This is a genomic window from Citrobacter sp. Cf118 (assembly GCF_030334095.1).
GTDB lineage: Bacteria > Pseudomonadota > Gammaproteobacteria > Enterobacterales > Enterobacteriaceae > Citrobacter > Citrobacter freundii.
Genome location: NZ_JAOWES010000089.1, coordinates 290324 through 303107, shown reverse-complemented (window position 1 = coordinate 303107; position 12784 = coordinate 290324). Strand labels below are relative to the sequence as shown.

Sequence of the window (12784 nt, the reverse complement as noted above, 5' to 3'; positions counted from 1 at the left end):
GATTTTTACGGTGTTTATTGGTTTTGACTACGGTACGGCAAACTGTTCAGTGGCCGTTATGCGTAATGGGCAGCCCCACCTGCTCAAAATGGAAAATAACAGCACGCTGCTACCCTCAATGCTGTGCGCACCAACGCGCGAAGCGGTTAGCGAGTGGTTGTATCGCCATCACGACGTTCCAACCACGGACGATGAAACACAGGCGCTGCTTCGCCGTGCGATGCGCTACAATCGCGATGAGGACATCGACGTTAACGCCAACAGCGTGCAGTTCGGTCTGACATCGCTGGGTCAGTATATTGAAGACCCGGAAGAGGTGTACTTCGTTAAATCGCCAAAATCATTTTTGGGTGCCAGCGGTCTGAAGCCGCAGCAAGTTGCGCTTTTTGAAGATCTGGTCTGTGCAATGATGCTGCACATTCGCAACCAGGCGCAAAGCCAATTGCCGGAAGCTATCACTCAGGCCGTAATTGGTCGCCCCATCAACTTCCAGGGATTAGGCGGCGATGACGCCAACATCCAGGCGCAGGGGATTCTTGAACGTGCGGCCAAACGTGCCGGTTTTCAGGATGTCGTCTTCCAGTACGAGCCGGTAGCAGCGGGGCTGGATTACGAAGCCACACTGCAGGATGAGAAACGCGTTCTGGTGGTAGATATTGGCGGGGGTACGACCGACTGTTCACTACTGCTGATGGGGCCGCAATGGCATCAGCGCGCCGATCGCGAAAACAGCCTGCTGGGACACAGTGGCTGCCGTGTAGGCGGGAACGATCTGGATATCGCGCTGGCGTTTAAACACCTGATGCCGCTGCTAGGTATGGGCGGTGAGACTGAAAAAGGGATCGCCTTACCGATTCTCCCCTGGTGGAACGCGGTTGCGATCAACGATGTTCCCGCGCAAAGTGATTTCTACAGCAGCGCCAACGGTCGTTTACTGAACGATCTTGTCCGCGACGCGAAAGAAGCCGATAAAGTAGCCTTGCTGCTTAAAGTCTGGCGCGAGCGTCTGAGCTATCGCCTGGTGCGCAGCGCAGAAGAGAGCAAGATCGCGCTTTCCGACCAGACCATTGTAACGGCGGCGATACCGTTTATCAGCGACACGCTGGCAACCGATATTAGTCAACATGGATTGGAGGCCGCGCTCAATCAGCCCCTGGCGCGCATTCTGGAGCAGGTCAAACTGGCGCTGGACAACGCGCAGGAAAAACCGGACGTGATTTATCTGACCGGCGGCAGCGCGCGTTCACCGCTGATTAAAAAAGCCCTCGCCCAGCAGCTTCCAGGGATCCCTATCGCGGGTGGCGATGATTTCGGTTCTGTCACCGCCGGTCTGGCCCGCTGGGCTGACGTTGTTTTCCGCTAAGCGGCTCGCAGGCTTAAAGGTACGCGTATTGACATCATCGTTACTGTGCCTTATTTTCAGGAGTGAGGGTTAGGGAGGGTTTCCCCTCCCCCTGGTGTCTTAGTAAGCCGCGAAGCTAATGACTAAGAGTATCACCAGTATGATGACCTGCTTCATCATAACCCTTTCCTTATTTTGGCCCCTTCCTCGGGAGGGGCTTTCCCGTTCCAGCGTCCCGCAGAAATCTCTGGCTTTCCTCCTTTTTGCCTTGTCAGCACTCTATCGCACAATTGCGCATTCGCTATCTTCACCACCGATTGTTGCGTAACGCCTCGCAAAGCCGCGTCAGCATTCAGACGAATCCCGACAGTGTTTCATAATTCCTCCATTTTTCTCCCTTGTTCACTGGCTAAACTAGTATCATTCCGCGAATCGTTTCAGGATGAGAAACTCATAACAATGAAAGGCAGTAATAAATCCCGCTGGGTGATAGCAATCGTGATCGTCGTGGCCGCCGTCGCCGCCATCTGGTTCTGGCAAAGCCGCAGCGCTTCCCAGGAAACCGCACCGGGCGCGACCAAACCAGCACAGCACACGCCTGGGTCGGCACGCCGTGGAATGCGCTCCGGACCGTTGGCTCCCGTGCAGGCTGCCACTGCCACCGAGGAAGCCGTTCCACGTTACCTGACAGGGCTGGGTACCATTACTGCCGCCAATACCGCCACGGTACGTAGCCGGGTGGACGGTCAGCTCATTGCCTTACACTTTGAGGAAGGACAACAGGTAAAAGCCGGCGACCTGCTGGCAGAGATAGATCCCAGCCAGTTCAAAGTCACTCTGGCTCAGGCGCAGGGACAACTGGCAAAAGATAAAGCCACGCTGGCGAATGCCCGTCGCGATCTTGCCCGCTATCAACAGTTGGTTAAAACCAATCTGGTCTCCCGCCAGGAGCTGGATGCCCAGCAGGCGCTGGTCAATGAGACGTTAGGCACAATCAAAGCGGATGAAGCCAGTGTCGCCAGCGCTCAGTTGCAGCTCGACTGGAGTCGGATAACCGCACCTGTCGATGGTCGTGTCGGCCTGAAGCAGGTCGATGTCGGTAACCAAATTTCCAGCGGCGATACCACCGGGATCGTCGTCATTACGCAAACTCATCCCATCGACCTGATATTTACTTTGCCTGAAAACGACATTGCTACCGTGTTGCAGGCACAAAAATCGGGGAGCCAGCTGAAGGTCGAAGCCTGGGACCGAACCAATTCACAAAAACTGAGTGAAGGCGTCCTGCTCAGTCTCGACAATCAGATTGATGCCACTACAGGAACCATCAAAGTTAAAGCCCGTTTTAACAATCAGGATGATGCGTTATTCCCTAACCAGTTCGTCAACGCCCGCATGCTGGTCGACACGCAGCAAAATGCCGTTGTGATCCCAACAGCAGCCCTGCAGATGGGCAACGAAGGGCACTTTGTCTGGGTACTGAACAGCGACAACAAAGTGAGCAAGCATCTGGTTAAACCGGGTATTCAGGACAGCCAAAAAGTGGTGATCGCCGCTGGGTTGTCCGCAGGCGATCGGGTCGTGACTGACGGTATTGACCGTCTGACGGAAGGCGCAAAAGTCGAAGTCGTTGAGGCGCACGACGCCTCTGTTTCCGATGAGAAAACAGCGCCACGCGGATACGGCAAAAAAGGAGCCAACTCCTGATGCAGGTGTTACCTCCGGACAACACAGGCGGACCATCGCGCCTGTTCATTCTGCGCCCCGTCGCCACTACGCTGCTGATGGTCGCGATTTTGCTTGCCGGTATTATCGGTTATCGCTTTCTGCCAATCGCCGCCTTACCTGAAGTGGATTACCCCACGATTCAGGTCGTTACGCTCTACCCTGGCGCCAGCCCGGACGTCATGACCTCGGCGGTAACCGCGCCGCTTGAACGTCAGTTTGGCCAGATGTCTGGCTTAAAACAGATGTCATCACAAAGCTCCGGTGGCGCATCGGTCGTTACGTTACAGTTTCAACTGACGCTCCCGCTGGATGTTGCCGAGCAAGAAGTTCAGGCCGCGATTAACGCCGCCACCAATTTATTACCCAGCGATCTACCTAACCCTCCGGTCTACAGCAAGGTAAACCCGGCAGATCCGCCGATCATGACGCTGGCGGTCACTTCCAGCGCCATGCCGATGACGCAAGTGGAAGATATGGTCGAAACCCGCGTCGCGCAGAAAATCTCTCAGGTATCCGGCGTGGGTCTGGTAACACTTTCCGGTGGGCAACGTCCGGCGGTCCGCGTGAAACTTAACGCTCAGGCCATTGCCGCACTCGGTCTTACCAGCGAAACCATCCGTACGGCCATTACCGGTGCCAACGTCAATTCAGCAAAAGGGAGTCTTGATGGCCCAACGCGCGCCGTTACCCTTTCAGCTAACGACCAGATGCAGTCCGCAGATGAATATCGTCAGCTCATTATTGCCTATAAAAACGGTGCACCGGTGCGTCTGGGCGATGTTGCTACCGTCGAACAAGGAGCAGAAAACAGCTGGCTGGGTGCATGGGCAAATAAGCAACAAGCTATAGTGATGAATGTGCAGCGCCAGCCTGGGGCGAACATTATCTCCACGGCAGACAGTATCCGCCAGATGCTGCCACAGCTCACCGAAAGCCTGCCCAAATCGGTTAAGGTCAGCGTACTTTCCGATCGCACCACCAATATTCGTGCCTCTGTTGCAGACACCCAGTTCGAGTTGATGCTGGCGATAGCGCTGGTGGTGATGATTATCTACCTGTTTCTGCGCAATGTTCCGGCGACGATTATTCCTGCAGTCGCCGTACCGTTGTCGTTAATCGGCACCTTCGCGGTGATGGTATTTCTTGATTTCTCCATCAACAACCTGACCTTAATGGCGCTAACCATCGCGACAGGCTTTGTTGTGGATGACGCTATCGTGGTTATCGAGAATATTTCACGCTATATCGAAAAAGGCGAAAAACCGCTGACTGCTGCCCTGAAGGGCGCGGGCGAGATTGGTTTTACCATCATCTCCCTGACGTTTTCATTGATTGCGGTATTGATCCCACTGCTATTCATGGGCGATATTGTCGGGCGTTTGTTCCGTGAATTCGCCGTTACGCTGGCGGTGGCGATTCTGATTTCCGCCGTTGTCTCGCTCACTCTTACGCCGATGATGTGCGCGCGCATGCTGAATCAGGCCTCATTGCGTAAGCAAAATCGCTTCTCCCGCGCCTCAGAGCGAATGTTTGATCGCGTCATAGCCGGGTACGGTCATTGGCTGGCAAAAGTACTTAACCATCCGTGGCTCACACTTAGCGTAGCGCTCGGCACGCTGGCATTGAGCGTCATGCTTTGGGTTTTTATCCCCAAAGGTTTCTTCCCAATCCAGGACAACGGCATTATCCAGGGTACGCTACAGGCACCGCAGTCCAGCTCATTCGCCAGCATGGCCGAGCGCCAGCGCCAGGTTTCAGATGTCATCCTTAAAGATCCGGCGGTAGAGAGCCTGACCGCTTTTGTCGGTGTGGATGGTACTAATCCGGCATTGAACAGCGCGCGTTTGCAAATCAACCTTAAACCGCTGGATGAACGTGACGATCGGGTGCAGAAAGTGATTGCGCGCTTACAGGACACGGTTGACAGGGTTCCCGGAGTTGACCTTTATCTTCAACCCACTCAGGATCTGACGATTGATACTCAGGTGAGCCGGACGCAATATCAGTTCACGCTGCAAGCGACATCCCTTGATGCCCTCAGCACCTGGGTTCCACAGCTGATAGCAAAACTACAGCAGCTACCGCAACTGTCCGACGTCAGCAGCGACTGGCAGGACAAAGGGCTGGTAGCGTATGTGAACGTCAATCGCGACAGCGCCAGCCGTTTGGGCATCAGCATGTCAGATGTCGACAACGCCCTGTACAACGCCTTCGGCCAGCGTTTGATTTCGACTATTTACACCCAGGCAAATCAATATCGCGTGGTGTTAGAACATAACACCAACAATACGCCGGGGCTTGCGGCACTGGATACAATACGTCTGACCAGTAGCGACGGTGGCATAGTACCGCTCAGCGCAATCGCCAGTATTGAACAGCGTTTTGCCCCGCTGTCGATTAACCACCTCGATCAGTTCCCGGTCACTACCATCTCGTTCAACGTGCCAGACGAACATTCGCTGGGTGATGCGGTACAGGCGATTCTGGACGCCGAAAAAACGCTTAACCTGCCCGCAAATATAACGACCCAGTTCCAGGGCAGCACGCTCGCCTTCCAGGCCGCGCTGGGAAATACCATCTGGTTGATTGTGGCTGCGGTTGTGGCGATGTATATCGTGCTCGGCGTGCTGTATGAGAGCTTTATTCACCCAATTACTATTCTCTCCACGCTGCCGACGGCGGGCGTCGGGGCACTGCTGGCGTTAATGATTGCCGGCAGCGAACTGGACGTCATCGCGATTATTGGCATTATTTTGCTCATCGGTATCGTCAAGAAAAACGCCATCATGATGATCGACTTTGCCCTTGCCGCGGAGCGCGAACAAGGCATGGCACCGCGCGATGCTATTTTCCAGGCCTGTCTGCTGCGTTTCCGCCCAATTCTGATGACTACGCTGGCGGCACTGCTCGGCGCGTTGCCGCTGATGTTGAGTACCGGCGTGGGCGCAGAGTTACGCCGTCCGTTAGGCATTGGCATGGTCGGTGGACTGCTTGTGAGTCAGGTATTAACCCTGTTTACCACCCCGGTAATTTATCTGCTGTTTGACCGTCTGTCGCTGTATGTGAAAAGCCGCTTCCCGCGTCAGGAAGAGGAAGCGTAAATGAAATTTTTCGCGCTTTTCATTCATCGGCCGGTGGCGACCATTCTCATTTCGGTGGCTATCACCCTATGCGGTATTCTGGGCTTTCGTCTGCTGCCGGTCGCTCCGCTGCCGCAGGTGGATTTTCCGGTGATAATGGTCAGCGCATCATTACCCGGTGCCTCCCCTGAAACGATGGCGTCTTCGGTCGCAACTCCGCTGGAGCGCTCGCTGGGCCGCATCGCGGGCGTAAACGAAATGACTTCGAGTAGTTCGCTTGGCAGTACGCGTATTATTCTCGAATTCAAATTCGACCGTGACATCAATGGCGCGGCGCGGGACGTTCAGGCCGCGATTAACGCCGCGCAAAGCCTGCTGCCCAGCGGGATGCCGAGCCGACCAACGTATCGCAAAGCTAACCCTTCCGATGCGCCAATCATGATCCTGACGCTGACGTCGGACACTTACTCGCAGGGTGAACTGTACGATTTCGCATCAACACAACTGGCGCAGACCATCGCGCAAATCGACGGTGTAGGTGACGTGGACGTTGGAGGCAGTTCTCTGCCTGCCGTGCGGGTAGGACTCAACCCGCAGGCGCTGTTTAACCAGGGCGTGTCACTGGACGACGTGCGTAGCGCGATCGACAATGCCAACGTGCGTAAGCCGCAGGGCGCTATCGAGAATGATACCCATCGCTGGCAGGTACAAACTAACGATGAGCTGAAAACCGCCGCCGAATATCAACCTATTATCATCCACTATAACAACGGCGCAGCGGTGCGACTGGGTGATGTTGCGTCTATAACCGACTCTGTACAGGACGTTCGTAACGCGGGGATGACCAACGCCAAACCGGCCATTCTGCTGATGATCCGCAAGCTACCGGAAGCCAATATTATTCAGACGGTAGATAGCATTCGCGCCAAATTACCGGAGTTACAAACGCTGGTCCCGGCCGCCATCGATCTGCAAATCGCCCAGGACCGTTCACCGACCATTCGCGCTTCATTAGAGGAAGTTGAACAGACGCTGATTATCTCCGTGGCGCTGGTTATCCTGGTGGTCTTTGTTTTCCTGCGATCCGGGCGTGCGACTCTGATCCCCGCCGTAGCGGTTCCGGTCTCGCTGATCGGTACCTTTGCCGCCATGTATCTGTGCGGATTCAGCCTGAACAACCTGTCATTGATGGCGTTAACCATTGCCACGGGATTTGTCGTAGATGACGCTATCGTGGTGCTGGAAAATATTGCCCGCCACCTGGAAGCGGGAATGAAGCCACTCCAGGCGGCGTTACAGGGTACGCGCGAAGTGGGATTCACCGTGCTTTCCATGAGCCTGTCGCTGGTGGCGGTATTCCTGCCGCTGCTGTTAATGGGCGGATTGCCTGGACGCCTGCTGCGCGAATTTGCCGTCACGCTGTCGGTTGCCATCGGTATCTCGCTGCTGGTGTCGCTGACATTAACGCCAATGATGTGCGGCTGGATGCTTAAATCCAGCGCCCCACGTGAACAGCCGCGTAAACAGGGATTTGGTCGCGTGCTGGTAGCGCTGCAGCAAAGCTACGGCACTTCACTTAAATGGGTACTGCGCCACACGCGACTGGTGGGCGTGGTATTACTCGGCACCATTGCGCTGAATATCTGGCTTTATATTTCCATCCCCAAAACCTTCTTCCCGGAGCAGGATACGGGCGTATTGATGGGAGGGATCCAGGCTGACCAGAGCATCTCTTTCCAGGCGATGCGCGGTAAACTGCAGGATTTTATGAAGATCATCCGCGACGATCCGGCGGTGAACAATGTCACCGGCTTTACCGGTGGGTCACGGGTTAACAGCGGGATGATGTTTATTACCCTCAAGCCACGCGATGAGCGCCGTGAAACCGCTCAGCAGGTGATCGACCGCCTGCGCGTTGCGCTTTCAAAAGAACCAGGTGCGAATCTGTTTCTGATGGCGGTGCAGGACATCCGCGTTGGCGGACGCCAGGCCAACGCCAGCTATCAATACACATTGCTGTCCGACGATCTGGCGGCGCTGCGTGAGTGGGAACCGAAGATCCGTAAGGCGCTTGCCGCCCTGCCCCAACTGGCGGACGTCAACTCCGATCAGCAGGACAATGGCGCGGAGATGAATCTGATTTACGATCGCGACACCATGTCTCGTCTTGGGATCGACGTGGCGGCCGCCAACAGCCTGCTGAATAACGCCTTTGGTCAGCGACAAATTTCAACCATCTATCAGCCGATGAACCAGTACAAAGTGGTGATGGAGGTCGATCGACGTTACACCCAGGACATCAGCGCACTGGACAAAATGTTCGTCATCAACAATGACGGTAAAGCGATCCCGTTATCGTACTTTGCCAAATGGCAGCCAGCGAATGCCCCACTGTCGGTAAACCATCAGGGATTATCTGCCGCCTCAACCGTGTCGTTTAACCTGCCGACAGGTTCTTCACTGTCAGAAGCGACAGAGGCCATCAACAGAACCATGACCCAGCTCGGCGTCCCCTCCACGGTTCGTGGCAGCTTTGCCGGTACCGCCCAGGTATTTCAGGACACTATGAACTCGCAGGTGATCCTGATTATCGCCGCCATCGCCACCGTCTATATCGTGCTGGGTATGCTGTATGAAAGCTATGTACATCCGCTGACCATTCTCTCCACGCTACCTTCGGCAGGGGTCGGGGCTTTGCTGGCGCTGGAGCTGTTCAATGCCCCATTCAGCCTAATCGCCCTGATAGGGATCATGCTATTAATTGGAATTGTGAAGAAAAACGCCATCATGATGGTCGATTTTGCGCTGGAAGCGCAGAGAAACGGTCAGCTGCAGCCGGAAGAAGCTATTTTCCAGGCCTGCCTGTTGCGCTTTCGCCCAATCATGATGACCACGCTGGCGGCGTTATTTGGCGCACTGCCGTTAGTGTTATCCGCAGGGGATGGCTCTGAGCTGCGCCAGCCGTTGGGGATAACCATTGTCGGTGGGCTGGTCGTGAGCCAGCTCCTGACGCTGTACACCACGCCTGTGGTCTATCTCTTTTTCGACCGTCTGCGTCTGCGTTTTTCGCGTAAAAACAGCAAACCGGTAGCAGAGTTATGACAGAACTTCCCGACAGCACCCGCTGGCAACTTTGGATTGTGGCATTTGGTTTTTTTATGCAGTCGCTGGATACCACCATCGTTAATACCGCGCTTCCCTCGATGGCGGCAAGCCTCGGGGAAAGCCCGTTACACATGCATATGGTCATAGTGTCATATGTTTTAACCGTTGCCGTGATGCTGCCCGCCAGCGGATGGCTGGCGGACAAAGTTGGCGTGCGTAATATCTTCTTCACCGCCATTATCCTGTTTACGCTTGGTTCGCTGTTTTGCGCCTGGTCCAGCACGCTCAACGAGCTGGTGATGGCGCGCGTCTTACAAGGCGTTGGCGGTGCGATGATGGTGCCAGTTGGCAGGCTGACGGTGATGAAAATCGTCCCGCGTGAGCAATATATGGCGGCGATGACGTTTGTCACTTTACCCGGTCAAATCGGCCCGCTGCTGGGCCCAGCGTTAGGCGGAATTCTGGTTGAATACGCCTCCTGGCACTGGATCTTTTTGATTAACATTCCGGTAGGCATTGTCGGCGCGATAGCGACGTTAATGTTGATGCCCAACTACACCATGCAAACCCGACGCTTCGACCTCTCCGGATTCGCGATGCTGGCGGTCGGTATGGCGGTTCTGACGCTGGCGCTCGATGGCAGCAAAGGAACAGGCCTCTCCAGTATCACGCTGGCGGCGTTGGTTATCTGCGGGGTGCTGGCTATTGCGCTGTATCTGAAACACGCCCATCGAAATCCCCGCGCGCTGTTTAGCCTGAATCTGTTTCGCACATCGACCTTCTCGCTAGGTCTGTTCGGCAGTTTTGCCGGTCGCATCGGCAGCGGTATGCTGCCGTTTATGACGCCGGTGTTTTTACAGATTGGCCTCGGTTTTTCACCGTTTCATGCCGGACTGATGATGATCCCGATGGTGCTGGGCAGTATGGGCATGAAGCGCATTGTGGTGCAGGTCGTTAACCGCTTTGGTTATCGTCGCGTACTGATTACCACCACGCTTGGCCTGTCGCTGGTCAGTCTGTTGCTAATGACCACGGCACTGCTGGGCTGGTATTACGCCCTGCCCTTCGTGCTGTTTTTACAGGGAATGGTCAACTCAACGCGCTTTTCATCCATGAATACCCTGACGTTAAAAGATCTGCCTGACGATCTCGCCAGCAGCGGCAACAGCTTGCTGTCGATGATCATGCAGCTGTCGATGAGTATCGGGGTGACCATCGCGGGTCTGCTGTTAGGCATGTTTGGCCAGCAACATATCGCCATCGACAGCGGTAGTACGCATAGCGTCTTTATGTATACCTGGCTGTGCATTGCATTCATTATTGCGCTGCCCGCCATTATTTTTGCCCGCGTGCCGAACGACACGCAAACCAATGCGGTGATTTCACGACGCAAAAGGAGCACCTGATGAAGTTCTGGCGGCCCGGTATCACCGGCAAACTGTTTCTGGCGATTTTCGCCACCTGCATTGTGTTGCTGATCAGCATGCACTGGGCCGTACGCATAAGCTTCGAACGCGGTTTTATCGACTATATTAAGCACGGTAACGAACAGCGGCTGCAAATGCTCAGCGACGCGTTAAGCGAGCAGTACGCGCAGCACGGCAACTGGCGATTCTTACGCAATAACGATCGTTTTGTTTTCCAGATCCTGCGCTCTTTTGAACACGACAACGACGATGATAAACCGGGTCCAGGCATGCCGCCACACGGCTGGCGTACACAGTTTTGGGTTGTCGATCAAAATGCCCACGTACTGGTCGGCCCGCGGGCTCCTGTCCCCCGCGACGGTATGCGCCATCCCATCCGCGTCAACGGTAGCGAAGTGGGTGCTGTGATTGCCTCTCCGGTGGAGCGTTTAACGCGTAATACCGATATCAATTTCGACATGCAGCAAAGACGTTCCAGCTGGCTTATCGTCGCGCTCTCCACGATTCTGGCTGCGCTGGCAACGTTTACGCTGGCGCGCAGCCTGCTGGCCCCGGTTAAACGGTTGGTGGAAGGCACGCACAAACTGGCGGCGGGCGATTTCACCACTCGCGTTACGCCAACCAGTACGGATGAGCTAGGCAAGCTGGCGCAGGACTTCAACCAGCTCGCCAGTACGTTGGAAAAAAACCAGCAGATGCGTCGTGACTTTATGGCCGACATTTCTCACGAACTGCGCACGCCGTTGGCGGTGTTGCGCGGTGAACTGGAGGCCATTCAGGATGGCGTCCGCCAGTTCACGCCCGACTCCGTTGCTTCTTTGCAGGCTGAAGTGGGTACGCTCACCAAACTGGTTGACGACCTTCATCAGCTCTCCATGTCAGATGAAGGCGCGCTGGCCTATCAGAAATCATCGCTGGATCTTATCCCGCTGCTTGAGGTGGCAAGCGGCGCATTTCGTGAACGCTTTGCCAGCCGTGGACTGACGATTCAACTCTCGCTCCCGGACAGCATGACGGTATTTGGCGACAGGGATCGTCTGATGCAGTTGTTCAACAATCTGCTGGAAAACAGCCTGCGCTACACCGACAGCGGCGGCGGGCTGCACATCAGCGCCGAACAACGCGAACGCATGGTGTTATTAACCTTCGCGGATTCCGCTCCCGGCGTAAGTGACGAGCAGTTACAGAAGCTGTTTGAACGATTTTATCGCACCGAAGGCTCGCGTAACCGCTCCAGCGGAGGTTCCGGACTGGGGCTGGCGATTTGCGTCAATATCGTACAAGCGCATAATGGTCTGATCCGCGCCGCCCATTCGCCTTTTGGTGGGGTTAGCATTACAGTAGAGTTACCGCTGGAACGCGATTTACAGAGAGATGTATGACTGAGTTACCCATTGATGAAAACACACCGCGTATTCTGATCGTGGAAGACGAACCCAAGCTGGGGCAACTGCTCATCGACTACCTGCGGGCAGCGAGCTACGCTCCTACGCTCATCAGCCACGGCGACCTGGTTCTGCCTTACGTGCGCCAAACACCGCCCGCTCTGATCTTGTTGGATCTGATGCTGCCCGGTACCGATGGTCTGACCCTGTGTCGGGAAATCCGCCGCTTCTCAGAAGTCCCCATCATGATGGTAACCGCTAAAATCGAAGAGATTGATCGCCTGCTGGGGCTGGAGATCGGTGCAGATGATTATATTTGTAAACCGTACAGCCCGCGCGAAGTCGTCGCGCGTGTTAAAACGATCCTGCGCCGATGCAAACCGCAGCGCGAACTACAACAAATGGATGCAGAAAGCCCGCTTATCGTCGATGAAGGCCGTTTTCAGGCCTCCTGGCGTGGGAAGATGCTCGATTTAACACCCGCTGAATTCCGCTTACTTAAAACGTTGTCACATGAGCCGGGAAAAGTATTCTCCCGAGAACAATTGCTTAACCATCTCTATGACGATTATCGCGTCGTTACCGACCGCACCATCGACAGCCATATTAAGAACCTGCGACGCAAGCTGGAGTCGCTGGATGCTGAGCAGTCGTTTATCCGCGCGGTCTATGGCGTGGGGTATCGCTGGGAAGCCGACGCCTGCCGAATTGCTTAAA

8 protein-coding genes are annotated in these 12784 nt (G+C 55.3%); 7 read left to right on the top strand and 1 reads right to left on the bottom strand.

Annotated features, from left to right (window positions below; genetic code table 11):
• Positions 1-10 precede the first annotated feature (10 nt).
• A complete protein-coding gene (gene yegD / locus OGX67_RS25055; protein WP_071697517.1) occupies positions 11-1363 on the top strand; it encodes a molecular chaperone in 1353 nt (450 codons plus the stop codon).
• A gap of 99 nt (positions 1364-1462) precedes the next feature.
• On the opposite strand, the gene OGX67_RS25050 is transcribed toward yegD, so the two are convergent.
• Positions 1463-1522 (bottom strand): type I toxin-antitoxin system Ibs family toxin, encoded by a 60-nt coding sequence (locus OGX67_RS25050; protein WP_100280300.1) that lies wholly within the window; start codon positions 1520-1522, stop codon positions 1463-1465.
• Between the two features lie 279 nt (positions 1523-1801).
• Here OGX67_RS25050 and OGX67_RS25045 point away from each other — a divergent pair, with 279 nt between their 5' ends.
• From OGX67_RS25045 to baeR, 6 genes are read left to right on the top strand one after another with little or no spacing between them, the layout of a single operon-like run.
• Entirely contained in the window at positions 1802-3049 is a 1248-nt protein-coding gene (locus OGX67_RS25045) for an MdtA/MuxA family multidrug efflux RND transporter periplasmic adaptor subunit (RefSeq protein ID WP_257651056.1), read from the top strand.
• A complete protein-coding gene (locus OGX67_RS25040; protein ID WP_071697515.1) occupies positions 3049-6171 on the top strand; it encodes an MdtB/MuxB family multidrug efflux RND transporter permease subunit in 3123 nt (1040 codons plus the stop codon). The genes OGX67_RS25045 and OGX67_RS25040 overlap by 1 nt, the downstream gene beginning before the upstream one ends.
• Positions 6172-9252, top strand: coding sequence for a multidrug efflux RND transporter permease subunit MdtC (gene mdtC / locus OGX67_RS25035; protein WP_257651055.1), 3081 nt, complete (start codon positions 6172-6174; stop codon positions 9250-9252). It begins immediately after the preceding gene.
• Entirely contained in the window at positions 9249-10661 is a 1413-nt protein-coding gene (locus tag OGX67_RS25030) for an MFS transporter (protein WP_044711356.1), read from the top strand. Before mdtC ends, OGX67_RS25030 begins: the two co-directional genes overlap by 4 nt.
• Entirely contained in the window at positions 10661-12064 is a 1404-nt protein-coding gene (gene baeS, locus OGX67_RS25025; protein WP_257651054.1) for an envelope stress sensor histidine kinase BaeS, read from the top strand. Before OGX67_RS25030 ends, baeS begins: the two co-directional genes overlap by 1 nt.
• The gene (gene baeR, locus OGX67_RS25020; protein ID WP_257651053.1) at positions 12061-12783 is read left to right on the top strand and encodes an envelope stress response regulator BaeR; all 723 of its coding nucleotides are present in this window, start codon (positions 12061-12063) and stop codon (positions 12781-12783) included. Before baeS ends, baeR begins: the two co-directional genes overlap by 4 nt.
• Position 12784 lies beyond the last annotated feature (1 nt).